This window comes from Streptomyces sp. ISL-43 (genome assembly GCF_018614195.1).
GTDB lineage: Bacteria > Actinomycetota > Actinomycetes > Streptomycetales > Streptomycetaceae > Streptomyces.
The window spans coordinates 86,787-113,664 of the sequence record NZ_JAGGOT010000012.1 but is presented as its reverse complement, the minus strand read 5'-3'; the positions used below and the strand labels follow the sequence as shown (position 1 = coordinate 113,664).

The following is a 26,878-nucleotide window of genomic DNA, read 5'->3' as shown; positions in this document are numbered from 1 at the left end:
CCCGGGCCTAGCCTGCGGACAAAGACACAAGTGCGTCCGAAAACACCCCCCAGGAGCCCCCTATGACCGCTGTCCCGCAGGAGCGCCGCATCGTCACCGCGATCCCCGGCCCCAAGTCGCAGGAGCTGCAGGCCCGCCGCCTTTCGACGGTGGCCGGCGGCGTGGGCTCCGTGCTCCCCGTCTTCACGGCCCGCGCGGGCGGCGGCATCATCGAGGACGTCGACGGCAACCGCCTGATCGACTTCGGCTCCGGCATCGCCGTGACCTCGGTCGGCGCCTCCGCCGAGGCCGTCGTGCGCCGCGCCTCCGCGCAGCTCGCCGACTTCACCCACACCTGCTTCATGGTGACCCCCTACGAGGGCTACGTGGAGGTCTGCGAGGCCCTCGCCGAGCTCACCCCGGGTGACCACGCCAAGAAGTCGGCGCTGTTCAACTCCGGCGCCGAGGCCGTCGAGAACGCTGTCAAGATCGCCCGCGTGTACACCAAGCGCCAGGCCGTCGTCGTCTTCGACCACGGCTACCACGGCCGTACGAACCTCACGATGGCGCTGACCTCGAAGAACATGCCGTACAAGCAGGGCTTCGGCCCGTTCGCCCCCGAGGTCTACCGCGTCCCGGTCGCCTACGGCTACCGCTGGCCGACCGGCGCCGAGAACTGCGGCCCCGAGGCCGCCGCCCAGGCGATCGACCAGATCAGCAAGCAGATCGGCGCCGACAACGTCGCCGCGATCATCATCGAGCCGGTCCTCGGCGAGGGCGGCTTCATCGAGCCGGCCAAGGGCTTCCTCCCGGCGATCGTGAAGTTCGCCAACGACAACGGCATCGTCTTCGTCGCCGACGAGATCCAGTCCGGCTTCTGCCGCACCGGCCAGTGGTTCGCGTGCGAGGACGAGGGCATCGTCCCGGACCTCATCACGACCGCCAAGGGCATCGCGGGCGGTCTGCCGCTCGCCGCCGTGACCGGCCGCGCCGAGATGATGGACTCCGTGCACGGCGGCGGCCTGGGCGGCACCTACGGCGGCAACCCGGTGGCTTGCGCCGGCGCGCTCGGCTCCATCGAGACCATGAAGGAGCTCGACCTCAACGCCGCGGCGAAGAAGATCGAGTCCCTCATGAAGGCCCGCCTGACGACCATGCAGGAGAAGTACGACATCATCGGCGACATCCGCGGCCGCGGCGCCATGATCGCGATCGAGCTCGTCAAGGACCCGGTCTCCAAGACCCCGTTCCCGGAGGCGGCCGGCGCCCTCGCCAAGGCCTGCCACGCGGAGGGCGTACTCGTCCTCACCTGCGGCACCTACGGCAACGTGCTCCGCTTCCTCCCGCCGATCGTCATCGGCGAGGACCTGCTGAACGAGGGCCTGGACGTCATCGAGGCCGCGTTCGCGGCTCTCTGATCGAACGTCTGACACGCACGGTAGAACGGACGGGCACATCACTCGATCACTTCTCGACCACTACCGCGGGTAACGGTCGGGCGCTGTGAAGAACGTGTGGGGGGCCGATGGCGGGAGCGTTTTCCGACTGTCGGTCCCCCTTCCGCTGCCGTACGGTTTCTGCAGATGAGTGAGACACCCCGCTCCGGGGAAACCGGGAGCGACACCAGTACCGGGCTTCCCCAGCGCCGCACTGGGCATGCGTTCGCGCACACTCCTCACCGATCGGACGGCCGTTCGCCCCAAACCCCCCGGGGCGTTCGGCAACCCGATCCGGGCGGCCGTCCCGGAACCACCCCCCCTGTTCCGGGACGGCCGGCCACTCTCCTCGCCGCGCTCTGCGCCGCGCTCTTCGCCCTGATCACCTGGCAGGTCCTCGTATCCGGCCCCCTGTTGGCCCCGGACGCCCACCTCAGCCGCGTACTCCTGCGCACCGTTCCGGACGCGGTCACCCAGCGCCTCTCCGACCTCGGCAACATCCCGGTAGCGGTCCCCGTCCTGCTCCTCGCGGTCGTCTACGCCGCCCGGCGCGGCAATCGCCGCGGCGCGGCGGCCGCGGCGCTGGCCATGGCCCTCGTGCCGGCCCTGATCGTCCCGCTGAAGGAGTGGACCGGCCGGCCGGGCCCCCTGGAGCCCTGGGCCGCCGGCTACTACCCCTCGGGCCACACGGCCACCGCGTACGTGGCCTACGGAGCCGCGGCCCTGCTGCTGCGCCCGCACACCCGCCGCCCCTGGCCCCTCCTCGTCGCCGCCGCCCTCACCTCTCTGACGGCCACGGGCCTGATCCTGCGCGGCTACCACTGGCCCCTGGACGTCCTGGCCAGCCTCCTGATGTGCACACCGCTCCTGCTGGCGGTCCACGCCGTCATTCACCGCCGTTCCCGGCGGACCGCACCAGGGCGATGAGCACCAGCAGGACGGAGGCGAGCGTCGCGACGTCCCGGGGTGCCCAGCCCTGCTGGAGCGCGAGTACGAGGATCGCCGTGATCGCGTAGGGCCAGGAACGGGGCTTCTTCCCCTGCTTGTTTCCCTGCGGGTCTGGTGTGGTCACGGCGGGTCTCCCGGAGTCGGCTGGGCTGGGAGGACCCACGATCGGCACCACCGCGGTTGTCCGCCGCGGAGTCTCGGCAACGCCGCAGTTCGACCGCCGGAATCGCGGACAATGCGGTGATGTCCTGCTGGACAACGACGAGGGCGGGTGGGAAATGGGGCGTCCGCAGGGAGAGTTGCGGGGGCGGACCGCGCAGGCGAACGCGCTGGCGGAGTGGCTCCGCACGGTGATCGGCCACGTTCCGGTACGCGAGTTGGAGGCCGCCCTGTACGTGGGCAAGAGCTCCTGGGGCGCCTACCGCAGCGGAAGCACCCTGATCACCGAGAAGCTGCTGACCGAGGTCGTGGACCGCTACATTCCCGACTCCGCGATGCGCGAGCGGCAGCGCGCCGAGGGCCTGCGGCTGCTCGCAGAGGCGGAGGAGGCGGGCCGGACGTTCAAGGACGGGGGCCCGCAGGCAGCCCTCGTGGTGCGCCCGCGACACCGGGAGCCGCTCGCGGTGGCGCTGCTCAGGCTCGACGACGCCCGGCTGCTGCAGATGGAGGCCATGCGCAAGCGCGCCGACTCCGAGAAGCAGTGCACGCTGCTGGGCAGCACGGTGAAAGTCCTCCAGGACCGCTGCCTGGTGCTGGAGCGGGAACGGGACCGCGCGCTGGAGGACCGGGCGAAGCTCCAGCGGGAGTTGGACCTGTCGTTGGAGTACCGGCGCCAGGCCGGCGAGCAATTGGAGCACGCCCGTCACGCCCGGTCGGCGGCGGAACGGCTGGCGCTGACCGCCGACGAGCACGTGATGCGCGAGCGCTTCGCCGTGGAGCGGCAGGCCGCCGTTGCCACGCCGGCCGAGGAGCCGGCGGACGGCGGGCGCGACGCGGCCGGCGAGGATCTCGGCCTGGCTCCCCTCGATCAGATCGAGGCCGTTCTGCGCGCCTCCCGCGAACAGCTGGAGGAGCAGGACGAGGAACTCGACGATCTTCGCGGGCGCATGGGCGACGAGCCGGCCGAGAGCGCCGATGAGCCGCCACCGATTGTCCGGGGAACGCTCCTGGACAACGAAACCGCTGGTCGGCGCGGAGTTGTCCAGCCGCGTCCGGTGGACAGCGACGAGGAACCGGCCTACGACTTCGCCATCGACTACACGCCACCGGCCTGGTACACGCAGGACGTGCGGGCGCCGGCGGAACCGGAGGAGGAAGTGGAAGCGTTCACGATCGACTACACGCCGCCGGACTGGTACACCGCTGGGAGGAAGCCGCCGGTTCCGACCGTGGGCCCCGGCCATGGGGCGGTACTGCGCTACCGCACGCCCGACGGCTCCGTGCGGCAGATCGTCCGCCACTCGGCGCCGGGGACCCCGCACCCCGAGTGGCAGATCCTGTACGAGCTGCGCGCGCTGAACGTACCGCCGCACCGGGTGCTGGAGCTCCACACCGAGCTGGAGCCCTGCGACCTGCCCGGCGGTTACTGCGCCCGGATGATCGAGAAGGCCTGGCCTCAGGCCCTCATCAAGCGAGAGTTCCCGTACGGCAACGACCACGCGGGGCGTCAGGCAGGCATGCGGCAGCTGCTGACCCGCTACATCGAGAGTCAGGCGCCGGTCCGGGCGGTGCTGCCGCCCACCCCGCTCATGCCCTCGGGGCCGCGGGTCGAATCGGCCACACAGATGGTGATGGAGGCCTTCGCCCCGGAGAACGTCCTCCGGTTCAGCCTGGCGGACGCACTGCGCGCGGGCGCGCCCCCGATCGTGCGGCAGACCCTGATGGAGGCGGGCCTGCCCCGGGACATGGGCCCGTTCTTCTGGTCGCTACCCGGGTCGGATCAGCCCTGGCCGACGTCGACGGACGTGGCGGTGCTCGGCAGTGCGCTCGTGGCCTCGGGCGCGAACATCTCCCTGGTCGTGGGCCACGACTTCGGCAGGGCGCTGTGCGTCCAGCAAGGAACCCTGCACATCATGGCCGTGCCGCTGGAAGCGGTGGGGCCGTTGTCGATGCAGTTCGTCAACACGGGGCTGCCGGAGTTCGCACACTGCATCGCGCTCCTCGGCAGGATGTGGCCGCTGCGCCACGGCCTCACCCCGGAGCAGGCGGGCCGCTGGACCAGCGACTTCCAGGCGGGCCTGGTGCAGCTGGATCCCCCGGCGCCGGCCTCGCCGGAGAACTGGTGGTCCCTGCTGCTGGAGCAGATGTGGGACGGGCTGCTGTGAGGGCAAGGCGGGCCGGGGCGCGCGGGCGCCCCGGCCCGGTCGTGGCCGACGTGGTCGGTCAGGAGCCGAAGTAGGCGTCGAAGTTCTTCGAGAACTCCCAGGCGCCGAAGCGGTCCCAGTTGATGGACCAGGTCATCAGGCCGCGCAGGGCGGGCCAGGTGCCGTGGGTCTGGTACGAGCCACAGGTCGTACCGGACTTCTTCGTCAGGCAGTCCAGCGCCTTGGTCACCTCCGCCGGGGAGGTGTGGCCGTTGCCCGCGTTGGTCGTCGCCGGGAGGCCGATGGCGATCTGGTCCGGGCGCAGCGGCGGGAAGACGCGGGCGGTGTTGCCCGCGACCGGGAAGCCGGTGAGCAGCATGTCGGTCATGGCGATGTGGAAGTCGGCGCCGCCCATGGAGTGGTACTGGTTGTCGAGGCCCATGATCGAGCCCGAGTTGTAGTCCTGGACGTGCAGCAGGGTCAGGTCGTCGCGCAGTGCGTGGATGACCGGGAGGTACGCGCCGGCGCGCGGATCCTGGCCGCCCCAGGGGCCGGAGCCGTAGTACTGGTAGCCCAGCTGGACGAAGAAGGTCTCGGGGGCCATGGTCAGGACGAAGTCCGGGCCGTACTTGGCCTTGAGGGTCTTCACCGCGGATATGAGGTTGACGATCACCGGGGTGGTGGGGGCGCGGAAGTCGGTGTCGCCCGTCGCCAGGGAGAGGGAGTGGCCTTCGAAGTCGATGTCGAGGCCGTTGAGCCCGTACTCGTCGATGATCTTGCTGACGGAGGAGACGAAGGTGTCGCGGGCCGCCGTGGTGCCCAGCTGGACCTGGCCGTTCTGGCCCCCGATCGAGATCAGGACCTTTTTGCCGGCGGCCTGCTTGGCCTTGATCGCCGCCTTGAACTCGGCGGCCGGTTCGACGTTCGGGCACTCGCTGACCGGGCAGAGCCGGAAGCGGATGTCACCCGAGGTCACCGAGGTCGGCTCGCCGAAGGCCAGGTTGATGACGTCCCATGAGGCGGGCACGTCGGCCATCCGGACGTAGCCGGAGCCGTTGGCGAAGCTGGCGTGCAGGTAGCCGACGAGCGCGTGGGCGGGCAGGCCGGGGTTGCCCGGGTTGCCGCCTCCGCTCGGCGTGGTCGCCGCGGCGGCGGCGCTCTTCGGGGATTCGCCGGCCGCGTTCACCGCGCTGACCTGGAAGGAGTACGTCGTGGAGGCGGTGAGGCCGGTGACCGTCGCCGAAGTACCGGTGACAGTGGCCGGGTTCGCCCCGTCGCGGTAGACCTTGTACGAGGTGGCGCCGGTCGCGGCCGCCCAGGAGAGGCCCACCGAGGTCGAGGAGGACGCGGACGCCGTCAGGCCGGTGGGGGCGGCCGGGATCTGGGGTTGGCCGGGTCCTGAGCCGCCGGGGTCGGGCCCGACGAGGGTGACGTCGTCCGTGAACTGCGGCGGCTGGCCGTACCAGCCCTGCGTGTACACGGTGACCGAGGTGGTGGCCGCGCCGGTACGGAAGCTCGTGCTCAGCTGCTTGTAGGCACCTGGGGTCTGCGTCCAGGTCTGCACGTCCGTGGTCCCGGTGCCGGTCGCGCCGAGGTAGACGTACGCGCCCTGCACCCAGGCGGTCAGCGTGTAGGCGGAGTCGGGTTTGACGGTGACGGTCTGGGAGCAGCGGGCGATGTCCTGCCCGGCCGGGGTGCCCTTGAGGGCGGAACCGCCGCCGTGGACAGGGGTGCTGACGGTGGCTCCGCTGCCGGTCGAGCAGCTCCAGCCGTCGAGCCCGGCCTCGAAACCGCCGTTGCGGATGAGGTCGGCGTCGGCGGCCGCGGCCGGCTGCCCGACGGCGAGGAGGCCGGCCGCCGCGAGGGCGGCGGCGGTAAGGAGGGACAGGACCGAGCGTCCGGCGGTGCTTCTGGTGGGGCGCACAACTGCCTCCGGTACATGGGGGGATGGAGCCAGGCCGCGAGTGGGGGTGCGGCGGGGGAAGGCGCAGCGGCGCCCAAGATGGTCCAGACCAATGCCCTTGTCAAGGCTTCCCGCCTCCCCGCCCCACGACGCGCGCCGCCGCCTCGTGCATCGCGAGCTCCAGGACCGCCGGATCGGTGAGCGCGCCCTGTCCGTCCGGGACCACCAGCCAGCGCACCCCGCCCGTCGCCCGGCCGGGATACGGGACGGCGATCCAGGTCCCGCACCCGGCTCCCCGTACGCCCGTCCCGATCCAGCGGGAGGCCGTGCCCGCGGGCACGAAAAAGCCCAGCCGGGTGTCGCCGAAATCGGCGAGCACCGGGCCGGGCCGGGCCGGCAGCGAGTCCAGCACCTCGAGGGTGGTCTGCCCCAGCTCCCCCGGAAGGATCAGCACGTCCCACCGCCGGCCGGCCGGCAGCAGGGCGACCCCGAGGGGGTTGTGCTCCCACTCCCAGCGGCAGGCGTCCGGATCGGGTGCCACCGAGACCAGCCATTCCACTGCCGCCTTGTCCCCCGGGATCGTCATCGCCCGGCCTCCGCTCTCTGTGTGTGCGGTGAGGAGTTCTCACCCGTGAGAGCGGGGCCGGGCGCGACTATGACGCGGGTTTCGTTACTCCGTGGTAGTGAATCGGGTCACAGTGTGACGTCCGGGTGCGCCCCGGGCGTGCGGACGTCTCTTACCCGATCAGCACACCGCCGCGGATGGGGGTGCCGCCCGCGACGGTGTCAGCTGTCGAAGCCGAGGCCGAGACGGTCCAGCGTCTTCAGCCACAGGTTGCGGTGGCCTCCCAGGCGGTCCGCCCGGGCCAGCGACCACTTGGTCAGCGTGATCCCGGTCCACGCGAAGGGCTCCGGCGGGAACGGCATCGGCTTGGAGCGGACCATCTCCAGCTCCGTGCGCTCGGTCCGCTCCCCCGCCAGAAGGTCGAGCATCGCGTCGGCGCCGAAGCGGGTGGCTCCGACGCCCAGCCCGGTGAAGCCGGCGGCGTAGGCCACCTTCCCCGCGTGCGCGGTGCCGAAGAAGGCCGAGAAGCGCGAGCAGGTGTCGATCGCCCCGCCCCAGGCGTGGCTGAATTTCACCCCTTCCAGCTGCGGGAAGCAGGTGAAGAAGTGCTCGGCGAGCTTGAGGTACGTCTCCGGCCGGTGGTCGTGGTCGGAGTCGAGGTTGCCGCCGTAGGGGTAGATCGCGTCGTAGCCGCCCCACAGGATCCGCCGGTCGGGGGTGATCCGGAAGTAGTGGAACTGGTTGGCGCTGTCGCCGAGCCCCTGCCGGTTCTTCCAGCCGATCGAGTCCAGCTGCCCCTCGGTCAGCTCCTCCGTCATCAGGGCGTAGTCGTAGACCGGGACGGTGAGCGGGCGCACCCGCTTGACCAGCGACGGGAAGATGTTGGTGCCCAGCGCCACCCGGCGGGCGAAGATCCGCCCGTAGGGGGTCCGCACGGCCATCCCGGCTCCCGAGCCGGCCAGGTCCAGCCCGCGCGTGTTCTCGTAGATCCGCACGCCCAGTTCCAGGCAGGCCCGCTTCAGGCCCCAGGCGAGCTTCGCCGGGTTGAGCATGGCGACGCCGTCGTGGTCCCAGATCCCGCCCAGGAAGGTCGGGGAGTCGACCTCGGCGCGCAGGGCGTCTCGATCCAGCCATTCGGAGCGGCCCGCGAGGCCGAGGCGCTCGGCCTCCGCGTGGAACTCGCGGAGCTCCTCGACCTGGTGCGGCTCGGTGGCCACGTCGATCTCGCCGCTGCGCTCGAAGTCGCAGTCGATGCCGTAGCGGGCGACGGCGGCCTCGATGGCGTCGAGGTTCCGCGCGCCGAGCTCCTCCAGCTTCGCCAGCTCGTCCGGCCAGCGGGCCATGCCGTTGGCGAGGCCGTGGGTGAGGGAGGCGGCACAGAATCCGCCGTTGCGGCCCGAGGCGGCCCAGCCCGCCTCGTGGCCCTCGATGAGAACGACGTCCCGCGCGGGGTCCCGCTCCTTGGCGAGCAGCGCGGTCCACAGGCCGCTGTAGCCGCCGCCGATGACGAGCAGGTCGCAGTGCTCGTCGCCGGTGAGGGCGGGCTCGGCGGCGGGCTTGCCGGGGTCGTCCAGCCAGTACGAGACCGGCTTGGCTTCGGAAAGGGATCGTGCAGCGGTGCGCATGGCGTCTGGGGCCATGTCTTCCAACTCCCTACAGGTGTTACTTGGGCTGTGCTTTCTTGCGGCGGTTGCCGACCATCTGGCCGGCCAGCACCACCAGGACCGCGATGACGAACATCGCCGTGCCGATGACGTTGATCTGTACAGGCGTACCGCGCTGGGCCGATCCCCACACGAACATGGGGAAGGTGACGGTGTTGCCCGAGTTGAAGTTGGTGATGATGAAGTCGTCGAAGGAGAGCGCGAAGGAGAGCAGCGCGCCCGCCGCGATACCGGGGGCCGCGATCGGCAGGGTGACGCGCACGAAGGTCTGCACGGGACCTGCGTAGAGGTCGCGGGCGGCTTCCTCCAGCCGGGGGTCCATGGAGAGCACGCGGGCCTTGACGGCGGCGACGACGAAGCTCAGGCAGAACATGACGTGGGCGATCAGGATCGTCCAGAAGCCCAGCTGGATGCCCATGTTGAGGAAGAGGGCGAGCAGCGAGGCGGCCATCACGATCTCGGGCATGGCCATCGGCATGAAGATCAGCGAGTTGACCGCGCCGCGCGCCCGGAAGCGGTAGCGGACCAGCGCGAAGGCGATGGCGCTGCCGAGGAGGGTCGCGCCGATGGTGGCCCAGACGGCGATCTGGAGCGAGAGGGACAGGGAGGCGCACATGTCGGCGACTCCGCACGGGTCCTTCCACGCGTCGAGGGAGAACTCCTGCCAGGCGTAGTTGAACCGCCCGGTGGGGTTGTTGAAGGAGAAGACCGTGACGACGACGTTCGGCAGGATCATGTAGGCGAGCGTGCCGAGCCCCGCGATCACGACGAGATTGCGGCGCAGCCAGGTGGTGGCGCTCTTCATCAGACCAGGTCCTCCGTCCCCGCTCGGCGGATGTAGATGGTGACCATGACCAGCACGATGGCCATGAGGATGAAGGACAGCGCGGCCGCCGTCGGGTAGTCGAGGATGCGCAGGTACTGCGACTGGATGACGTTGCCGATCATCCGGGTGTCCGTCGATCCGAGCAGCTCGGCGTTGACGTAGTCACCGCTCGCCGGGATGAAGGTGAGCAGGGTTCCGGAGACCACGCCCGGCATGGAGAGCGGAAAGGTCACCTTCCGGAAGACCGTGGCGGGGCGGGCGTACAGGTCCCCGGCCGCCTCGTGGAGGCGGGTGTCGATCCGCTCCAGGGAGGTGTAGAGCGGAAGGATCATGAAGGGGAGGAAGTTGTACGTCAGACCGCAGACGACCGCGAGGGGCGTGGCGAGGACGCGGTCGCCCTGCGTCATGCCGAGCCAGCTGGTGACGTCCAGGAAGCCGATGTTGTTGAGGACGGCGACCACCGGGCCGCCGTCCGCCAGGATCGTCTTCCAGGCGAGGGTGCGGATCAGGAAGCTGGTGAAGAACGGCGCGATGACCAGCACCAGCAGGAGGTTCCGCCAGCGTCCCGCCTTGAAGGCGATCAGGTAGGCCAGGGGGTACCCGAGGAGCAGGCACAGCGCCGTCGCGGTGCCCGCGTAGAGCAGGGAGCGCAGGAACTGCGGGTAGTACTCGGTGAAGGCCTCCCAGTACGTCTGGAAGTGCCAGGTGACCTCGAAGCCCTCTTCGAGGGAGCCGGTCTGCACCGAGGTCGAGGCCTGGTAGATCATCGGCAGCACGAAGAAGACGAGCAGCCACAGGATGCCCGGGAGCAGCAGCCAGTACGGGACCAGGCGCTTCTTCAGGGACGGCTTGTGGACCGGAGGCTGCGCCGGGACGGCGACCTCGGGCAGTGCGGCGGGGGCGGTCATGCGCTCTCCTCGACCGTCTCGATGCCCGCGTCGATGTCCTGGGCCGCGTCGAGGCCGAAGGTGTGGTCCGGGTTCCAGTGCAGGATCACGTCGGCGCCGGGGACCAGGCGGGCGTCACGCTCGATGTTCTGGACGTACACCTCCAGCTCGGGGCAGACCGGGCTGTCGATGACGAACTGGGTGGAGACGCCGATGAAGGAGGAGTCGGCGATCTTGCCCGCGACCTTGTTGCGGCCGGCCGCGATGGTGCCCTCCTCGTCCGCGTGGACCAGGGAGATCTTCTCCGGCCGCACCCCGACCAGCAGCTTTCCGCCCGCGCGGGGCGTGGTCGAACACCGCGCCGCCGGAACGCGCAGCTTCGTACCCGCCGAGCCGACCACGACGTCGGACGCGCCGGCCTCCAGGACCTCGGCCTCGATGAGGTTGGAGGTGCCGAGGAAGTTCGCCACGAAGGTCGTCTTCGGGTTCTCGTACAGCTCGGCCGGGGCGCCCAGCTGCTCGACGCGGCCGCCGTTCATCACGGCGACCGTGTCGGCCATGGTCATGGCCTCCTCCTGGTCGTGCGTGACGTGCACGAAGGTGATGCCCACCTCGGTCTGGATCCTCTTCAGCTCCAGCTGCATCTGGCGGCGCAGCTTGAGGTCGAGGGCGCCGAGCGGCTCGTCGAGGAGCAGCACCTGCGGGTGGTTGATGAGCGCGCGGGCGACGGCCACGCGCTGCTGCTGGCCGCCGGAGAGCTGGTGCGGCTTGCGCTGGGCGAACTGGCCGAGCTGGACCAGCTCCAGCATGTCGTCGACCTGCTTCTTGACGGACTTGATGCCCCGGCGGCGCAGCCCGAAGGCGATGTTCTCGGAGACGTCCAGGTGCGGGAAGAGGGCGTAGCTCTGGAAGACGGTGTTGACCGGGCGCTTGTACGGCGGCAGGTGCGTGACCTCGCTGTCGCCGAGGCTGACGGTGCCGGTGGAGGGCTCCTCCAGGCCGGCGATCATGCGCAGGGTGGTGGTCTTCCCGCAGCCCGAGGCGCCGAGCAGGGCGAAGAAGGAGCCCTGGGGAATGGTGAGATCCAGCGGGTGCACGGCGGTGAAGGTTCCGTAGTGCTTGCTGATCCCGGCGAGGCGGACGTCGCCGCCCGCGGTCTTGTCAGTCATGGGCCTGGGCCTTCGGTGGTGTGTCGTGGAAGGGGCAGGTGCCGGTACGGGTGCCGTGGGGGCGGCGGGACCGTCAGGCTCCGATGAGCTTGGCGAACTTCTCCTCGTACGCCGTCTCTTCCTCGCCGGTGAGCGAGCGGAAGGCGTGCGACTTGGCTGCCATCGCCTTGTCCGGGACGATCAGGACGTTGTCCGCGAGCGCCGGGTCGATCTTGGCCAGCTCGTCCTGGACGCCCTCGACCGGGCAGACGTAGCTGATGAACGCGGCCAGCTGGGCGGCCACCGCGGGCTCGTAGTAGTAGTCGATGAGCCGCTCCGCGTTGGCCTTGTGCCGGGCCTTCACGGGGACCAGCAGGTTGTCGCTGGAGGTGATGTAGCCGGCCGCCGGGATCGCGTACTGGATGTCCGGGTTGCCGGCCTGGAGCTGGATGACGTCGCCGGCCCAGGCCAGGCAGGCCGCGAGATCGCCCTTGTCGAGGTCCGAGGTGTAGTCGTTGCCGGTGAAGCGGCGGATCTGGTTCTTGTCCACACCCTTCTGGAGCCGGCCGATCGCCTCGTCGTAGTCGGAGTTCGTGAAGTTCGCCGGGTCCTTGCCCTGGTCGAGGAGGGTCATCCCGACGCTGTCGCGCATCTCGGTGAGGAAGCCGACGCGGCCCTTGAGGGAGGGGTCGTCGAGCATCTGGGTGACGGAGTCGACCTTCTTCCCGCCGGTGGCCTTGGTGTTGTAGGCGATGACGGTGTTGATGCCCGTCCACGGGTAGCTGTACGCGCGGCCCGGGTCCCAGTCGGGGCTGCGGAACTGCGGGATCAGGTTGGCGTAGGCGTGCGGGAGGTGTGCGGGGTCCAGCTTCTGCGCCCAGCCGAGGCGGATGATGCGCGAGGCGAGCCAGTCGGTGACGACGATCACGTCGCGGCCGGTGTCCTGGCCGGCGGCGAGCTGCGGACGGATCTTTCCGAAGAACTCGACGTTGTCGTTGATGTCCTCGGTGTACTTGACCTTGATCCCGGTCCGCTTGGTGAACTCCTCCAGCGTGGGACGGGACTTCTCGTCCTCGCTGGTGTCCATGTACTCGGTCCAGTTGGAGAAGTTGATCTCCTTCTCCTGCTCCGAGTGGTCGTCGGAGGCCACGGCCGGGTCGCCCGCGCGTTTCGCGGGCGGGATGCCACAGCCCGCGAGCGTGGACAGGCCGCCGAGGGTGAGCGCTCCGACTCCGGAGGCGCGCAGCAGCGAACGGCGGGTCAGGGCGCCGCGCCCGCTGTCGATACTGCGTCGCATCGCGGCGAGTTGCGCCGCCGAAAGACGGTCGGGCTCGAACTGCTCCATGGGAGGTGCCCTTTCGGGATGGGTGCGGGCCGCTGGTCAGGCGGCTACGTGGTTATCGGTCCCCGAAGATCGTGCGGTGCCAGTCCTTCGCGGCCACCGCCGTGTTGTCGTACATGACGTGCTTCACCTGCGTGTACTCCTCAAAGGAGTACGTGCTCATGTCCTTTCCGAAGCCGCTCGCCTTGTAGCCTCCGTGCGGCATCTCGCTGATGATCGGGATGTGGTCGTTGACCCAGACGCAGCCCGCCTTGATCTCGCGGGTGGCGCGGTTCGCCCGGTAGACGTCGCGGCTCCAGGCGGAGGCGGCGAGGCCGTAGGGGGTGTCGTTGGCCAGCGCGATGCCCTCGTCGTCGGTGTCGAAGGGCAGGACGACGAGGACCGGACCGAAGATCTCGGACTGGACCACCTCGCTGTCCTGCGCGGCGCCGGAGATCAGGGTGGGCCGGTAGTAGGCGCCGTCCGCGAGACCGCGTTCGTCTTCCCTGGCCCCGGGGATCTCGCCGCCGGTGACGACGGTGGCGTACGAGCGTGCGCGCTCGACGAAACCGGCGACCCGGTCGCGCTGGGCGTGCGACACCAGCGGGCCGAGGTCGGTGGACGGGTCGAAGGGGTCGCCCACGCGGACGGTGTCCATCAGCTCGGCGACCCGGGCGACGAAGGCGTCGTGGAGGGGGCGCTGGACGTAGGCGCGGGTGGCCGCAGTGCAGTCCTGGCCGGTGTTGATGAGGGAGGCGGCGACGGCGCCGTTGGCGGCGGCCTCCAGATCGGCGTCGTCGAAGACCAGGAAAGGCGCCTTGCCGCCGAGCTCCAGGTGGAGCCGCTTGACGGTGGCGGTGGCGATCTCGGCGACCCGCTTGCCGATGGCGGTGGAACCGGTGAAGGAGGTCATGACCACGTCCGGGTGGCCGACCAGGTGCTCGCCCGCGTCCCGGCCGGCGCCGCTGACGATGTTGATCACGCCGTCGGGCAGCCCCGCCTCCTTGGCCGCCTGGGCGAACATCAGGGAGGTCAGCGGGGTGAGCTCGGCGGGCTTGAGGACGATGGTGTTGCCCGCGGCGATCGCCGGGAGGATCTTCCAGGCGGCCATCTGCAGCGGATAGTTCCACGGCGCGATGGAGCCCACGACCCCGATCGCCTCGCGGCGCACGTATGAGGTGTGGTCCCCGGAGTACTCGCCGGCGGCCTGCCCCTGGAGGTGGCGTGCGGCGCCGGCGAAGAACGCGGTGTTGTCGATGGTCCCCGGCACGTCGAACTCCGTGGACAGCTTGACCGGCTTCCCGCACTGCAGGGACTCGGCGTACGCGAAGTCCTCGGCGTGCGCGGCCAGTACGGCGGCCAGCCGGTGCAGCGCGTCGGAGCGCTCTCCCGGGGTGGCGCCGGACCAGCCGGGGAAGGCCCGCTTGGCGGCGGCGACGGCCGCGTCGACGTCCGCGGTGGAGGCCAGCTCGTAGGTGAGCACCTCCTCGCCCGTCGCCGGGTCGACCACGGTGTGTGACCGTCCGGAGGTTCCGGGCCGCAGCTGCCCGTCGATGTACTGCGCGCCTTCGGCGAAACGGTCCTTTACCTGGACCTTGACCTGGAAGCGGTTGCCCATCACGCTCTCACGCTCTCCGTAGCTACAGTTCGAGCTACAGCTCGAATTGAGTGCCGATCCTGACAGAGGAGTACCCCTCGGCCAAGTGATTCCGTTGTTGCCTTTTGATTACGCGACGGAATCGGTCGACCATGTGTCGAGGCGCGCCCAAAAACCCGTACGAAGTGTCCGTGGCTCCTGCGAGACTCGCGTGCATGGAGATGATCGACGAACTGATCGGGCAGGTCAGCCGGGGTGAACGGGTGAAGTACCTGCCGTTCTGGGGACACCGTCCGCGGCCCGACGGAAGCCTCGGACCGAGCTGTCTCAGCCAGTGGTGGCCGTCCGAGTTCACCGTGGGTGACGTGCGGTACGCCACCGCCGAGCACTGGATGATGGCCGGAAAGGCCCGCCTGTTCGAAGATCCGCAGGCGGAGCGCGCGGCGCTGGAAGCGAAGAGTCCGGCGGTCGCGAAGAAGGCCGGACGGCTCGTACGCGGCTTCGACGACGCGGTGTGGAAGCGGGAGCGGTACGCGCTGGTGGTGGAGGGCAGCGTGCACAAGTTCGGCTCGGACCCGGCACTGAAGTCGTATCTGCTCTCCACCGGGAACCGGGTCCTGGTGGAGGCCAGCCCGATGGACCGGATCTGGGGCATCGGACTGGCGGCCGACGACGAGCGGGCCCTGGACCCGGCGCGCTGGCGGGGGCTGAATCTGCTGGGCTTCGCGCTGATGGAGGCGCGCGAGCGGCTGCGGGCGGGGAATTAATCGATCGCGCCCGCCGGGGCGGGCGTCTAGCGTGATCCTCGTCCAGGTGCGAAGGCGAGACCTACTTCGACTCATAATCGGGCGGCCGCGGGTTCGAGTCCCGTCACCGGCTTCAGGCCGGTGTAGCTCAGCTGGTAGAGCACCTTGTGGTTTCGCCGACCTCGATCTCTGGACACCTACGTCACGCACCTCCCGGTGCGCCCGGCAGCGGCTACTTCTTGCAGAAATCACGCCGCAGCCACTTCTTGATCTCGGGAGGCACGCGTGCGGAATGCCCGGTGCGCAGGCAGCGGTTACTTCCGGATCAACGGGTCGCGGGTTCGAGTCCCGCCCGGCTCCGGCCGGTAGCTCAGTCGGATAGAGCAGTCGACACAGTCCGTCGCCGACTTCGATCTCGGGCATTCCGCACGTCAGGCCTCCCCCGTCTGCACTGGATTCGGGGGGATTCACATGGCTCGTTTCAACCTGCGCCCGTCCAAGGCCGCCACGGCGGCAGCGACGGCCGCGCCCGCATCGCCCGTCCGCTCGACCGGGGCCCGGGCCCGCAACCACCACGGCAGCCGCGGCTTCGTCCGCGATTCCCGCTCCGAGCTCTTCCTGCTCGCCGTCGCCAACTTCGTGACGCAGCAGACCGCTTACGAGGGCGGCCCGGCCCGCGACGACCGGTTCGCCGCGCTCGTACGCACCCTCGCCGTCGAGGACCCCGAGTGGACCGCCGGCCTGCTCGGCTGGCTGCGCCGCGACGGCAACATGCGTACGGCCTCACTCGTCGGCGCCGCCGAGTACGTCAAGGCGCGGCTCGACGCCGCGGCGACCGGGGGCCCGTCGAACCGGCAGGTCGTGGACTCCGTACTGCTGCGCGCGGACGAGCCCGGTGAGCTGCTCGCCTACTGGACGGCCGCGTACGGACGAGCCGTGCCCAAGCCCGTCAAGCGAGGCATCGCCGACGCGGTGCGCCGCCTCTACGGCGAAACGTCCCTCCTGAAGTACGACACGGCGTCCAAGGCCTACCGCTTCGGCGACGTCCTGAACCTCGTGCACGCCTCCCCCGACCCGGCCAAGCCCTGGCAGGGCGAGCTGTTCCGCCACGCCCTCGACCGCCGGCACAACCCGGAGACCGCCGAGGTCCCGGCGGGAAGCCGCACCCTCCTCGCGCACCGGGCCCTGATGGAGCTGCCCGTGGCGGAGCGCCGGGCCGTGGTCACCAGCACGGACGGCGCCGAGCGGCTCGCGGAGGCGGGCATGACGTGGGAGGCGCTGGCCGGCTGGCTGCAGGGGCCGATGGACGCGGCCGCGTGGGAGGCGGTCATCCCGTCCATGGGCGCGATGGCGCTGCTGCGCAACCTGCGCAACTTCGACCAGGCCGGAGTCTCGGACGAGGTCGCCGCGCGGGTCGCGGCGAAGATCTCCGACCCGGAGGCCGTCGCCCGCTCCCGGCAGTTCCCCTTCCGGTACCTGGCCGCCTACCAGCACGCGCCGTCGCTGCGCTGGGCGTACCCGCTGGAGCGGGCGCTCGGGCACTCGCTGGGCAACGTACCGGCGCTGCCCGGCCGGACGCTGATCCTGGTGGACCGCTCCGGGTCGATGTGGTCGCCGCTGTCGGACCGCTCGCAGCTGAACCGGGCGGACGCGGCTGCCGTCTTCGGGACGGCGCTGGCACTGCGCGCCGAGGACGCGAGCCTCGTGCAGTTCGGCACCGGCAGCAAGGAGGTCGCGTACCGCCGGGGCGAGTCGGTACTGAAGGTGCTGGAGCGCTTCGAAAACCTCGGCGGCACCTACACGGCCGAGGCGGTGCGCAAGCACTACGCGGGGCACGACCGGGTGCTGATCGTCACCGACGAGCAGGCCACCTACGCCCACGGCGGGGACCCGACCGCCCTGGTGGCGGACACCGTCCCGGTCTACACCTGGAACCTGGCCGGATACCGGGTGGGCCACGCACCCTCCGGGTCCGCGAACCGGCACACCTTCGGCGGGCTCACCGACGCCGCCTTCCGCATGGTGTCCCTGATCGAGGACGGCCGGGACGCCGCGTGGCCGTGGGCGACCGCGACCGCGACCGCGCACGCGAACGTCTGACGGCGCGGGCGCGCGGACGGCCCCCTGACGGGGTGGGACAGGCCGGGCCGGGACATTTCGTGTCCCGGCCCGGCCCGCTCGTCGTGTCCGCCGCGCGGCTCAGCCCCGGTAGAGGACCTGCGTGTGCCTCGGACCCGAGTACTCGAACTCCGAGTCGGGGCCGGAATCCGGGTCGCCGAGCAGCACGCCCACGACGACGAACGCGATGAACACGCAGCTGATGACGATGCCGACCGAGCCGGTGATGATGCCGGCCAGCGCCATGCCGCCGTTGTCGGCCTCGCCGCGCTTGGCCTTGCCGCGGCCCAGCACGCCGAAGATGACGGCCGGTATGCCGAACAGGAGGCCCAGGTAGCAGCTGACCACGGCGATGATGCCGAGCACGAGCGCCGTGACCCCGAAGCCGTTGCTCATGGGCCGGTAGGGCGGGTATCCGGCGTGCCCCTGGTATCCGGGGTAGCCCGGATAGCCGCCGTACGGGGCCGGCTGGGCGGGGTAGCCGCCGTACGGGGCCTGCGGGGCCGCCGGCTGGCCCGGGTAGCCGTACCCGGCCGGATCCGGCTGCGCCGGATATCCGTAGGCAGGTGTCGCACCGGGCTGGGGCTCGGGCGCGGGCCCCTGCCCGGCCGCCGGCGCGACCGGCGGCACGCCGCCGGGCATGCCCGCGACGGTCTGCTGGTCGTGCACCCCCGACGCGCCGGGCGCGCCCTGCTGCTTCCCCAGATCGACAGCGGGCCTCTCGGGCGGCGCCCAGGGGTCTCGCGGCTCAGGGCTCTGGTCGGTCATACGGCGCCCCCCTCTCGTACAGCCATGCTAAGCGCTGCCTCGGACAGTCCCGGTCCTGCCTACGATGAAGCCGATCCGTCCGCACCGCGTCCCTCCGGAGGCACCCTCATGCCCGACCTGCATCCCTTCATCGCGGGGCTGCCCAAGGCCGAACTGCACGTCCACCACGTCGGCTCGGCCTCCCCCCGCATCGTGGCCGAACTCGCCTCCCGGCACCCGGACTCCAAGGTCCCCACCGACCCCGAGGCCCTCGCCGACTACTTCACCTTCACCGACTTCGCGCACTTCATCGAGGTCTACCTGTCGGTCGTCGACCTCGTCCGCACGCCCGCCGACGTACGCGACCTCACCTTCGAGGTCGCCCGCGACATGGCCCGGCAGAACATCCGCTACGCCGAACTGACCATCACCCCGTACTCCTCCACGCGCCGCGGCATCGACGAGAACGCCTTCATGGAGGCCATCGAGGACGCCCGCAAGGCCGCCGAGGCCGAGCTCGGCGTCATCCTGCGCTGGTGCTTCGACATCCCGGGCGAAGCCGGCCTGGAGGCCGCCGCCGAGACCGCCCGCCTCGCCGTCGACCTGCGCCCCGAGGGGCTCGTCTCCTTCGGCCTGGGCGGTCCCGAGGTCGGCGTACCGCGCCCGCAGTTCAAGCCGTACTTCGACCAGGCCCGCGCCGCGGGCCTGCACAGCGTGCCGCACGCCGGCGAGACCACCGGCCCGGAGACCGTCTGGGACGCCATCCGCGAGCTGGGCGCCGAGCGCATCGGCCACGGCACCAGCGCCGCCCAGGACCCGGAACTGCTCGCCTACCTCGCCGAGCACCGCATCGCGCTGGAGGTCTGCCCGACCTCCAACATCGCCACCCGCGCGGTCACCGACCTCGACCTCCACCCGGTCAAGGAGATGGTGGCGGCCGGCGTGCTCGTCACCATCAACAGCGACGACCCGCCGATGTTCGGCTCCGACCTCAACAACGAGTACGCGGTGGCCGCCCGGCTGCTGGACCTGGACGAGCTCGGCCTCGCGCAGCTCGCGAAGAACGCCGTCGAGGCCTCGTTCCTGGACCCGGCCGGCAAGGCGAAGCTCAGCGCCGAGATCGACACGTACACCTCCGCCTGGCTGGCCTCCTGACGCCTGCGCAGAATGGGGTGCATGCGCACCCTGACTGCCGTAGGCCACCGCGGGGATCCCTACCGCTTCCGCGAGAACACCCTCGCCTCGATCCGCTCCGCCTTCGACCGCGGGGCGGACGCGGTCGAGATCGACGTGCGGATGACCCGCGACGGGGTCCCCGTACTGCTCCACGACGAGGACCTCCAGCGGCTGTGGGGCCATGACGTGCGGCTCGACGCCGTCACGGCCCCGCAGTTGAGGGAGCTGGCGGGCGGCGCGATCCCGACCCTGCGCGAGGCCCTGATGGCCGCCGGCGCGGGCCGGGTCATGCTCGACCTGCCCGGTGCGACGGCCGAGACCGTGCGCACCGTCGTCGGGCAGGTCCGCGAGTGCGGGGCGCGTGACCGTACGTACTACTGCGCGGGCCCGAACACCATGCTGGCGGTGCGCGCCGCCGACCCCGGCGCCGAGATCGCGCTGACCTGGACCACGCTGGCACCGCCGCGCCGGGTGCTGATCGACGCGGTGGCCCCGAGCTTCCTCAACTACCGTTTCGGGCTGGTCGGCCGGGAGCTGGTGGACGCCCTGCACCGGGACGGCCTGCGGGTGTCGGCCTGGACGCCGGACACCAAGCGGTCGATGCGCGCGATGGTCACGGCCGGGGTCGACTCGATCACGACGAACCGCGTGGACGTGCTCACGGCCGTACGGGCCGGCCTCGGCCGGTGATACGCGTCTGGGGGGAGCTCGGAGCGCGGATCCGCCGGGCCGGGCCGCGCCGGCAGGACCTGGGTCTGACGCTGCTGGTGCAACTGGCCGTCACGATGCCGTTCGTGGTGCCCCGGTCGGCCGGGGCGCCGCCCGCGGACTGGGCCTCGTACGCGATGACCACGCTCGGTGTGCTCCCGCTGATCTGGCGGCGCCGGGCTCCGGTGGCGGTGCTCGTCGCGATCCTGATGGCGGGCGGCGCGTACAAGCTGGCGCTCGACGGGCCGGGGCAGCCGCTTCCGTACGCGGGGCTGATCGCCTTCTACACGGTCGCCCTGCTGTGCGCGGCCCGGGTACGGCTGGCGGTGGGCGTCCTGACGGTCCTCACGGTCGCCCTGTCGGTGGGCTGGAACACCGGGACCGCGCGCGAACTGCTCTTCACGCTCTTCGTCTCGGGCGCGGCGTACGCGCTGGGCCGGCTCCAGCACACGCGGCAGGCCTATCTGGCGGCCGTCGAGGACCGGGCGGCGCAGCTCGAGCGGGCCAACCGGATCGAGGCCGAGCAGGCGGCGGCGCGAGCGCGCCCGGATCGCCCGGGAGATGCACGACATCCTCTCGCACGCGGTCAGCATCATGATCGTGCAGGCGGAGGCCGGTCCGGTGGCGGTACGGCGGGCCCCGGAGCGGGCCGAGGCCGCCTTCGACGCGATCGCGGACACGGGCCGGGAGGCGATGGCGCAGCTGCGCACGATGCTGGGTGTGCTGCGGGAGGACGGTCCGGCCCCGCGCGAGCCCCAGCCGGGGATCGCGGGGCTGCCCGCGCTGCTGGACCGGGTGCGGATGGGCGGCCCGGAGATCTCGTACGAGGAGACGGGTGAGGTACGGGCGCCGGCCCCTGCGGTGGACACGACCGCGTACCGGATCGTGCAGGAGGCCCTGACCAACGTGGTCAAGCACGCGGGAGCCCGGCGGGTGGCGGTACGGCTCCACCACGCGCCCCGGGAACTGTCGATCACGGTGACGGACAACGGGCGGGGGCCCGCGCCGGGCGGCTCCGGCGGCCATGGGCTGATCGGCATCCGGGAGCGGGCGGCGGCCCACGGGGGCACGGCGGTCTGCGGGCCCGGCCCGGGCGGGCGGGGCTTCGAGGTGAGCGCCGTCCTTGTAACCTCGCCGCTGGAGGTGGGGAATTGACGATCCGTGTGGTGGTGGCCGACGACCAGGAGCTGGTACGCAGCGGCTTCGCGATGATCCTGGACGTCCAGGACGACATCGAGGTGGTGGCGGAGGTCGGGGACGGCGCGGCGGCCGTGGAGGCGGTCCGCTCGCTACGGCCCGACGTGGCGCTGCTGGACGTGCGGATGCCGGTGCTCGACGGGATCGAGGCGTGCCGGACCATCACGGCGGAGAGCTCGTGCCGGACGGTGATGCTGACGACCTTCGACTCGGACGAGTACGTGTACGAGGCGCTGCACGCGGGAGCGAGCGGGTTCCTGCTGAAGGACGTGCGGCGGGACGATCTGGTGCACGCGGTACGGGTGGTGGTGGCGGGCGAGTCGCTGCTGGCACCTTCGGTGGCGCGGCGGCTGATCGAGGAGTACACGGCGGCGACGGCCCGGCCGGCGGCGGGGGCGGCGCTGTCCGCCGAGCGGCTGGAGGTGCTGACGGCCCGGGAGCGGGAGACGCTGCTGCATCTGGGGCGGGGGCTGTCGAACGCGGAGATCGCGGTATCGCTGAAGGTGAGCGAGCACACGGTCAAGTCGCATGTGGGCAACGTGCTGTCGAAGCTGGGGCTGCGGGACCGGATCCAGGCCGTCATCTGCGCGTACGAGACGGGTCTGATCGCGGCCGGTGCGGTGTCCGGCTCCGGTTCTGGCTCTGGCTCTGGTTCCGGCTCCCCTTCTGGCTCTCGGGTATCTCCCTCCGGGGAGTGAGGCGGAGGAGGTCTCCTCCCTCGCGGTGGTGAGTCGTCGTACCGGTGAAGACCACTCTCGGTGGTGATCCGCAACCACCCCTGCGACCAGCAGCATTGAGGTCATCGGGGCAGCACCGCCCCGCGGATCTCACAGGGGGAAACCATGAACGCGACCACTCGTACGCTGCTCGCCGCCGCTCTGGTCATGGGCATCGCGGCCGGACCGGCGGCGCTCGCCGCCCATGCGGCGGCGCCCGCGCCGTCGGCCGCCGCGGCGGCCGTGGTCGGCCCTGCCGGCGCGGTCGACCCGGTCGTCCCGACGGCGCCGAACGCCGCGGCGCTGGAGAAGGCGATCGCCGGGCTGGGCGCGGGGCACAAGGACGCGACGGCCGCGCTGGTGCGGGTGGGCGGCACGAGCGGCAGCTGGCAGGGGAGTTCCGGCGTCGCGGACATCCGCAGCGGGCGCGGGGCGATCGAGGACGGACGGTTCCGGGCCGGGTCGGTGACCAAGACCTTCACCGCGGCGGTGGTCCTCCAGCTCGCCGCCGAGGGCAGGGTGGATCTGGACCGGCCGGTGCGGCATTACCTGCCCGGGACCATCCCCGACGCCTACGACGCGGTCACGGTCCGGCAGTTGCTCGACCACACCAGCGGGATACCGGCGGCCGACGGTCCGGGTGACTCCTTCGAGGCGCAGTGGGAGCACCGTTTCGATGTGACAGACCCGCGCGACCAGATCGCGGAAGCGGTGGCCAAGTCCCCCGAGTTCACTCCGGGCACGGCCCAGCACTACCTGAACATCAACTACACCGTGCTCGGTGTGCTGATCGAGAAGGTGACGGGCACGACGTACGAGAAGGCGGTCGGGGCGCGCGTCCTGAAGCCGCTGGGGCTGAGGGACACCTCGTTCCCGGGCCGGTTCCAGACCCGCATACCGGGTCCGCACAACCACGGCTACCAGGCGGTGGCGCGGGCCGACGGTTCGACCGAGCTGCGGGACGTGACCGAGTGGAACTCCTCGGACCGGTGGGCCGCGGGCGACATCATCTCGACCACGGCCGATCTGGAGCGGTTCACCGTGGCCCTGTTCAGCGGGCGGGTGGTGCCGAAGGCGCAGCTGGAGGAGATGTTCACGGTCCCCGGGGTGAAGGACTTCGTCACCGGCAAGGACGCGGCACTGACGGCGGGGATGTCGCGGATCGTGCTGCCCGACGGCACCCTGGCCTGGGGCAAGACGGGTGGCCGGCACGGCTACAACACGGCGATAGGCGGGACCCGCGACCTGTCCCGCACCCTGGTGTACTCGGTCAACTCGACCGACGCCAAGGGGCAGGACATGAACCGGGTGGCCCTCGGCATCGTGATGGCGGCCTTCGCGAAATAGCCCGGCCTCAGCTCCGGGCCTCGGTAGTGGCGGCGGCCCCGGCCGCGCCGGTGTCCGCCGGCATGGCCTCCAGTCGCTTGCTCATGCGGCGCGGGATCGGCAGGGGAGCACCCGGAAGACTCCGGACGTATGTCGATCCCCCATTTCTCACAGACCGACGATGGCGTTCCAGCGCTTCGCGAGGGACGGCCGCTCGGCCGAGGAGATGTCGCGGGACACGACGAGCCGCTTGCGCATCTCCTCGTCGGGGAAGATCAGCGGGTTCTCGGCGAGTTCGGCGGTCTCCTTGTCGTCGGAGGCGGCCAGGACCTCGCGGGCGGCGGGGACCGGGCAGACGTAGTTGACGGAAGCGGCGAGTTCCGCGGCCACCGCGGGGTCGTAGTAGAAGTCGACCAGGGCCTCCGCGTTGGCCTTGTGCCGGGCGAGGTTGGGGATGAGCAGGCTCTCCGCCCAGAGCTCGGCGCCCTCCTCGGGCACGACGAACTCGATGTCGGGGTTGTCGGCCTGCAGCTGGATCACGTCACCGGAGTACGCCTGGCAGGCCAGGACGTCGCCCTTGCTGAGATCGGAGGTGTAGTCGTTGCCGGTGAAGCGGCGGATGTGCCGCTTCTTCACCATGCTCTCCACCTGGTCGCACATCCGGTGGAAGTCGGACTCGGTCCACCGGGTGACGTCGACGCCGTTGCCCTGCATCAGCAGGGAGAAGGACTCGTCGAGACCGGAGAGGAGCGTGACCTTGCCGGCCAGGTCCGGGTGCCACAGGTCCTGGACGGACTTGATCTCCCGGCCGAGCGCCTTGCGGTTGTAAGCGATGCCGGTGATCCCCGACTGCCAGGGGACGGTGTGCAGCCGGCCCTCGTCGAAGGCCGGGGAGCGCAGCTGGGGGTCCAGGTACTTGGCCACGTTGCCCTGTGCCGAGCGGTCCATCTTCTGGGTCCAGCCCAGGTGGACGAAGCGGGCGGCCATCCAGTCACTGACCACGAGCAGGTCGTGGCCGGTCTCCTGGTGGTTCATCAGTGCCGGGCTGATCTTGCCGAAGAACTCGTCGTTGTCGTTGATCTCCTCGGTGTACCGGACCTCGATGCCGGTCTTCTCCGAGAAGGCGTCCAGCGTCGGCCGCCGGTTCTCGTCCTCGTCATCGGTGTCGATGTAGAGCGGCCAGTTCGAGAAGGAGACGCTCTGCTCCCGGGCGGATCGGTCCTGCCCCTCGCGTCGGCTCTCGGGGACGTACGCGGCGGGGACACCACAGCCGGCGAGGGCGGCCAGCAGGCCTGCGGCACCGAGGCCGCGCAGCGCCGCTCGGCGGGAGAAGGGGAGTTCAGGCATGGCCAAAGCCTCGGCGAACGCGAGGGGGCGGGCAATAGACATGTTGTCTACTGCCCGCCCCTTCAAGGCCTTGCCCTGATCAATGCGATCGGCGTAGTGGCCGGTCAGCCGCCCAGCGAGGTCATCACGTGCTTGATGCGCGTGTAGTCCTCGAAGCCGTAGGCGGAGAGGTCCTTGCCGTAGCCGGACTTCTTGTATCCGCCGTGGGGCATCTCGGCGACGAGCGGGATGTGGGTGTTGATCCACACGCAGCCGAAGTCGAGGTTCTTGGACATCCGCATCGCGCGGCCGTGGTCCTTGGTCCACACCGAGGAGGCGAGGGCGAACTCGACGTCGTTCGCGTACTCCAGGGCCTGGGCCTCGTCCGTGAAGGACTGGACCGTGATGACGGGGCCGAAGACCTCGCTCTGGATGATCTCGTCGTCCTGCTTGAGGCCGGAGACCACGGTCGGGGCGTAGAAGTAGCCCTTCTCGCCGACCTGGTGGCCGCCCGCCTCGACCTTGGCGTGGGCGGGGAGGCGCTCGATGAAGCCCGCGACCTGCTTGAGCTGGTTCGGGTTGTTCAGCGGGCCGTAGAGCACGTCCTCGTCGTCCGGCTGCCCGGTCTTGGTGTCGGCCGCGTTCTTGGCCAGCGCCGCGACGAACTCGTCGTGGATCGACTCGTGGACCAGTACGCGACAGGCCGCGGTGCAGTCCTGGCCGGCGTTGAAGAAGCCCGCGACCGCGATGTCCTCGGCGGCCTTGGCGATGTCGGCGTCCTCGAAGACCACGACGGGGGCCTTGCCGCCGAGCTCCAGGTGGACGCGCTTGACGTCCTTGGAGGCGCTCTCGGCGACCTGCATGCCCGCGCGCACCGAGCCGGTGATGGAGGCCATCGCCGGAGTGCGGTGCTCGACCATGGCGCGGCCGGTGTCGCGGTCGCCGCAGACGACGTTGAAGACGCCCTTGGGCAGGATCGAGCCGATGATCTCCGCCATCAGGATGGTGGAGGCCGGGGTGGTGTCCGAGGGCTTGAGGACCACGGTGTTGCCCGCGGCGAGGGCCGGGGCGAACTTCCAGACGGCCATCATCATCGGGTAGTTCCACGGCGCGACCTGGGCGCAGACGCCGACCGGCTCACGGCGGACGATCGAGGTCATGCCTTCCATGTACTCGCCGGCCGAACGGCCCTCGAGCAGGCGCGCGGCGCCCGCGAAGAAGCGGATCTGGTCCACCATCGGCGGTACTTCCTCGCTGGCCGTGAGGCCCAGCGGCTTGCCGGTGTTCTCCGACTCGGTGGCGACCAGCTCGTCCGCGCGCGCCTCGAAGGCGTCCGCGATCTTCAGCAGGGCCTTCTGGCGCTCGGAGGGGGTCGCGTCGCGCCAGGCCGGGAAGGCGGCAGCGGCGGCGGCCATGGCGGCGTCGACGTCCGCCTGGCCGGAGAGCGGGGCGGTCGCGTATGCCTCGCCCGTGGCGGGGTTGACCACCTCGGTGGTCCGCCCGTCGGCGGCGTCCTTGAACTCCCCGCCGATGTAGTTGCGCAGACGACGCAGTTCGGTGGTCACTACAGCCACACTCCTGATCACATGTCCAGTGGTTGAGACAGCTCCTCAGCCTATCCCGTAAGACGCCGTTTTCGACAGGCCCACCCACCATCAACTACGGAATTAGTGAGATCCGAGGCTCGAAACAACGAATTACATCGGTCTCGTCTTGCGGAACAGACGACTCCTCGTGCACAGTGAGGTCGTGGTCAGTCGAAGCGCAGATTCCAGGAACAGACAACCGTCCCCTTCGGTCGATGCTGTATCCCTGGCGATCATCGAGCAACTGCAAGAGGACGGTCGCCGTCCCTACGCGGCGATCGGCAAGGCCGTGGGCCTGTCCGAGGCGGCGGTGCGCCAGCGCGTACAGAAGTTGCTCGACCAGGGCGTCATGCAGATCGTCGCGGTCACCGACCCGCTCACCGTGGGGCTCCGGCGCCAGGCGATGGTCGGCATCAACGTCGAGGGAGACCTCGACCCGGTGGCCGATGCTCTGACCGCCATGGCCGAGTGCGAGTACGTGGTGATGACCGCGGGCTCGTTCGACCTGATGGTGGAGATCGTCTGCGAGGACGACGACCACCTGCTCGAAACGATCAACAAGAAGATCCGCGCGCTCCCCGGCGTGCGATCAACCGAAAGCTTCGTTTACCTGAAGCTGAAGAAGCAGACCTACATGTGGGGAACTCGATAGCCC

General features: G+C 70.6%; 22 protein-coding genes and 1 pseudogene. 11 read left to right on the top strand and 12 right to left on the bottom strand.

The window, feature by feature from the left end:
• Nucleotides 1–62 precede the first annotated feature (62 nt).
• Entirely contained in the window at nucleotides 63–1,397 is a 1,335-nt protein-coding gene (gene gabT / locus J7F03_RS07730) for a 4-aminobutyrate--2-oxoglutarate transaminase (RefSeq protein WP_214947910.1), read from the top strand.
• Nucleotides 1,398–1,829: 432 nt separating this feature from the next.
• Entirely contained in the window at nucleotides 1,830–2,342 is a 513-nt protein-coding gene (locus J7F03_RS07725) for a phosphatase PAP2 family protein (protein ID WP_308379201.1), read from the top strand.
• Here J7F03_RS07725 and J7F03_RS07720 read toward each other — a convergent pair.
• On the bottom strand, nucleotides 2,302–2,487 hold the full coding sequence (locus J7F03_RS07720) for a hypothetical protein (protein ID WP_214947908.1): 186 nt from the start codon (nucleotides 2,485–2,487) through the stop codon (nucleotides 2,302–2,304). The genes J7F03_RS07725 and J7F03_RS07720 overlap by 41 nt on opposite strands.
• A gap of 154 nt (nucleotides 2,488–2,641) precedes the next feature.
• Between J7F03_RS07720 and J7F03_RS07715 the strand changes: the two genes are divergently transcribed.
• Nucleotides 2,642–4,687, top strand: a complete 2,046-nt coding sequence (locus J7F03_RS07715; protein ID WP_214947907.1) for an SUKH-4 family immunity protein — start codon at nucleotides 2,642–2,644, stop codon at nucleotides 4,685–4,687.
• A 58-nt stretch (nucleotides 4,688–4,745) separates the two neighbouring features.
• On the opposite strand, the gene J7F03_RS07710 is transcribed toward J7F03_RS07715, so the two are convergent.
• The 8 genes from J7F03_RS07710 to J7F03_RS07675 form a co-directional block, all read right to left on the bottom strand.
• Nucleotides 4,746–6,590 carry a chitinase gene (locus J7F03_RS07710; protein WP_214947906.1) on the bottom strand — a complete coding sequence of 615 codons (1,845 nt, stop codon included), beginning with the start codon at nucleotides 6,588–6,590 and terminating at the stop codon, nucleotides 4,746–4,748.
• A gap of 100 nt (nucleotides 6,591–6,690) precedes the next feature.
• On the bottom strand, nucleotides 6,691–7,155 hold the full coding sequence (locus J7F03_RS07705; protein ID WP_214947905.1) for a hypothetical protein: 465 nt from the start codon (nucleotides 7,153–7,155) through the stop codon (nucleotides 6,691–6,693).
• Between the two features lie 200 nt (nucleotides 7,156–7,355).
• Nucleotides 7,356–8,774, bottom strand: a complete 1,419-nt coding sequence (locus tag J7F03_RS07700) for an FAD-binding oxidoreductase (protein ID WP_214947904.1) — start codon at nucleotides 8,772–8,774, stop codon at nucleotides 7,356–7,358.
• Nucleotides 8,775–8,796: 22 nt separating this feature from the next.
• On the bottom strand, nucleotides 8,797–9,603 hold the full coding sequence (locus tag J7F03_RS07695) for an ABC transporter permease (RefSeq protein WP_214947903.1): 807 nt from the start codon (nucleotides 9,601–9,603) through the stop codon (nucleotides 8,797–8,799).
• Nucleotides 9,603–10,532 (bottom strand): ABC transporter permease, encoded by a 930-nt coding sequence (locus J7F03_RS07690; RefSeq protein WP_214947902.1) that lies wholly within the window; start codon nucleotides 10,530–10,532, stop codon nucleotides 9,603–9,605. Before J7F03_RS07690 ends, J7F03_RS07695 begins: the two co-directional genes overlap by 1 nt.
• A complete protein-coding gene (locus J7F03_RS07685; protein WP_214947901.1) occupies nucleotides 10,529–11,680 on the bottom strand; it encodes an ABC transporter ATP-binding protein in 1,152 nt (383 codons plus the stop codon). The genes J7F03_RS07690 and J7F03_RS07685 overlap by 4 nt, the downstream gene beginning before the upstream one ends.
• Nucleotides 11,681–11,753: 73 nt before the next feature.
• Nucleotides 11,754–13,004, bottom strand: coding sequence for a spermidine/putrescine ABC transporter substrate-binding protein (locus J7F03_RS07680; protein ID WP_214947900.1), 1,251 nt, complete (start codon nucleotides 13,002–13,004; stop codon nucleotides 11,754–11,756).
• A 52-nt stretch (nucleotides 13,005–13,056) separates the two neighbouring features.
• A complete protein-coding gene (locus tag J7F03_RS07675) occupies nucleotides 13,057–14,598 on the bottom strand; it encodes a gamma-aminobutyraldehyde dehydrogenase (RefSeq protein WP_214947957.1) in 1,542 nt (513 codons plus the stop codon).
• Between the two features lie 194 nt (nucleotides 14,599–14,792).
• On the opposite strand from J7F03_RS07675, the gene J7F03_RS07670 reads away from it, so the two are divergent.
• The gene (locus J7F03_RS07670; RefSeq protein ID WP_214947899.1) at nucleotides 14,793–15,344 is read left to right on the top strand and encodes an NADAR family protein; all 552 of its coding nucleotides are present in this window, start codon (nucleotides 14,793–14,795) and stop codon (nucleotides 15,342–15,344) included.
• A gap of 450 nt (nucleotides 15,345–15,794) precedes the next feature.
• Entirely contained in the window at nucleotides 15,795–17,423 is a 1,629-nt protein-coding gene (locus J7F03_RS07665) for a TROVE domain-containing protein (protein WP_214947898.1), read from the top strand.
• A gap of 99 nt (nucleotides 17,424–17,522) precedes the next feature.
• On the opposite strand, the gene J7F03_RS07660 is transcribed toward J7F03_RS07665, so the two are convergent.
• Nucleotides 17,523–18,209, bottom strand: coding sequence for a DUF4190 domain-containing protein (locus J7F03_RS07660; protein ID WP_214947897.1), 687 nt, complete (start codon nucleotides 18,207–18,209; stop codon nucleotides 17,523–17,525).
• 108 nt (nucleotides 18,210–18,317) lie between these two features.
• Between J7F03_RS07660 and J7F03_RS07655 the strand changes: the two genes are divergently transcribed.
• From J7F03_RS07655 to J7F03_RS07635, 5 genes and pseudogenes are all read left to right on the top strand, one after another.
• Nucleotides 18,318–19,343: an adenosine deaminase gene (locus tag J7F03_RS07655; RefSeq protein WP_214947896.1), complete on the top strand. Its 1,026-nt coding sequence runs from the start codon at nucleotides 18,318–18,320 to the stop codon at nucleotides 19,341–19,343.
• A 12-nt stretch (nucleotides 19,344–19,355) separates the two neighbouring features.
• Nucleotides 19,356–20,054 (top strand): glycerophosphodiester phosphodiesterase, encoded by a 699-nt coding sequence (locus J7F03_RS07650; RefSeq protein ID WP_214947895.1) that lies wholly within the window; start codon nucleotides 19,356–19,358, stop codon nucleotides 20,052–20,054.
• 95 nt (nucleotides 20,055–20,149) lie between these two features.
• Nucleotides 20,150–21,227 (top strand): annotated as a pseudogene (locus J7F03_RS07645) (sensor histidine kinase).
• Nucleotides 21,224–21,967, top strand: a complete 744-nt coding sequence (locus J7F03_RS07640; protein ID WP_214947894.1) for a response regulator transcription factor — start codon at nucleotides 21,224–21,226, stop codon at nucleotides 21,965–21,967. The pseudogene J7F03_RS07645 and the gene J7F03_RS07640 overlap by 4 nt, the downstream one beginning before the upstream one ends.
• A gap of 144 nt (nucleotides 21,968–22,111) precedes the next feature.
• Nucleotides 22,112–23,332, top strand: a complete 1,221-nt coding sequence (locus J7F03_RS07635) for a serine hydrolase (RefSeq protein ID WP_214947893.1) — start codon at nucleotides 22,112–22,114, stop codon at nucleotides 23,330–23,332.
• Between the two features lie 147 nt (nucleotides 23,333–23,479).
• Here J7F03_RS07635 and J7F03_RS07630 read toward each other — a convergent pair whose 3' ends face one another.
• Together J7F03_RS07630 and J7F03_RS07625 are read right to left on the bottom strand one after the other, a co-directional pair.
• Nucleotides 23,480–24,658, bottom strand: a complete 1,179-nt coding sequence (locus tag J7F03_RS07630) for a spermidine/putrescine ABC transporter substrate-binding protein (RefSeq protein ID WP_214947892.1) — start codon at nucleotides 24,656–24,658, stop codon at nucleotides 23,480–23,482.
• 104 nt (nucleotides 24,659–24,762) lie between these two features.
• Complete coding sequence (locus J7F03_RS07625; RefSeq protein ID WP_214947891.1) at nucleotides 24,763–26,202, bottom strand: gamma-aminobutyraldehyde dehydrogenase; 1,440 nt, start codon at nucleotides 26,200–26,202, stop codon at nucleotides 24,763–24,765.
• 169 nt (nucleotides 26,203–26,371) lie between these two features.
• Here J7F03_RS07625 and J7F03_RS07620 point away from each other — a divergent pair, with 169 nt between their 5' ends.
• Nucleotides 26,372–26,875, top strand: coding sequence for an Lrp/AsnC family transcriptional regulator (locus J7F03_RS07620; RefSeq protein ID WP_073910973.1), 504 nt, complete (start codon nucleotides 26,372–26,374; stop codon nucleotides 26,873–26,875).
• Nucleotides 26,876–26,878 lie beyond the last annotated feature (3 nt).

Coding starts and splice junctions, on each gene's coding strand:
- J7F03_RS07695 (WP_214947903.1), bottom strand. CDS start 9,603: ATGAAGAGCGCCACCACCTGGCTGCGCCGCAATCTCGTCGTGATCGCG.
- J7F03_RS07700 (WP_214947904.1), bottom strand. CDS start 8,774: ATGGCCCCAGACGCCATGCGCACCGCTGCACGATCCCTTTCCGAAGCC.
- J7F03_RS07705 (WP_214947905.1), bottom strand. CDS start 7,155: ATGACGATCCCGGGGGACAAGGCGGCAGTGGAATGGCTGGTCTCGGTG.
- J7F03_RS07660 (WP_214947897.1), bottom strand. CDS start 18,209: ATGACCGACCAGAGCCCTGAGCCGCGAGACCCCTGGGCGCCGCCCGAG.
- J7F03_RS07675 (WP_214947957.1), bottom strand. CDS start 14,598: ATGGGCAACCGCTTCCAGGTCAAGGTCCAGGTAAAGGACCGTTTCGCC.
- J7F03_RS07690 (WP_214947902.1), bottom strand. CDS start 10,532: ATGACCGCCCCCGCCGCACTGCCCGAGGTCGCCGTCCCGGCGCAGCCT.
- J7F03_RS07650 (WP_214947895.1), top strand. CDS start 19,356: ATGGGGTGCATGCGCACCCTGACTGCCGTAGGCCACCGCGGGGATCCC.
- J7F03_RS07715 (WP_214947907.1), top strand. CDS start 2,642: ATGGGGCGTCCGCAGGGAGAGTTGCGGGGGCGGACCGCGCAGGCGAAC.
- J7F03_RS07630 (WP_214947892.1), bottom strand. CDS start 24,658: ATGCCTGAACTCCCCTTCTCCCGCCGAGCGGCGCTGCGCGGCCTCGGT.
- J7F03_RS07635 (WP_214947893.1), top strand. CDS start 22,112: ATGAACGCGACCACTCGTACGCTGCTCGCCGCCGCTCTGGTCATGGGC.
- J7F03_RS07655 (WP_214947896.1), top strand. CDS start 18,318: ATGCCCGACCTGCATCCCTTCATCGCGGGGCTGCCCAAGGCCGAACTG.
- J7F03_RS07670 (WP_214947899.1), top strand. CDS start 14,793: ATGGAGATGATCGACGAACTGATCGGGCAGGTCAGCCGGGGTGAACGG.
- J7F03_RS07685 (WP_214947901.1), bottom strand. CDS start 11,680: ATGACTGACAAGACCGCGGGCGGCGACGTCCGCCTCGCCGGGATCAGC.
- gabT (WP_214947910.1), top strand. CDS start 63: ATGACCGCTGTCCCGCAGGAGCGCCGCATCGTCACCGCGATCCCCGGC.
- J7F03_RS07680 (WP_214947900.1), bottom strand. CDS start 13,004: ATGGAGCAGTTCGAGCCCGACCGTCTTTCGGCGGCGCAACTCGCCGCG.
- J7F03_RS07665 (WP_214947898.1), top strand. CDS start 15,795: ATGGCTCGTTTCAACCTGCGCCCGTCCAAGGCCGCCACGGCGGCAGCG.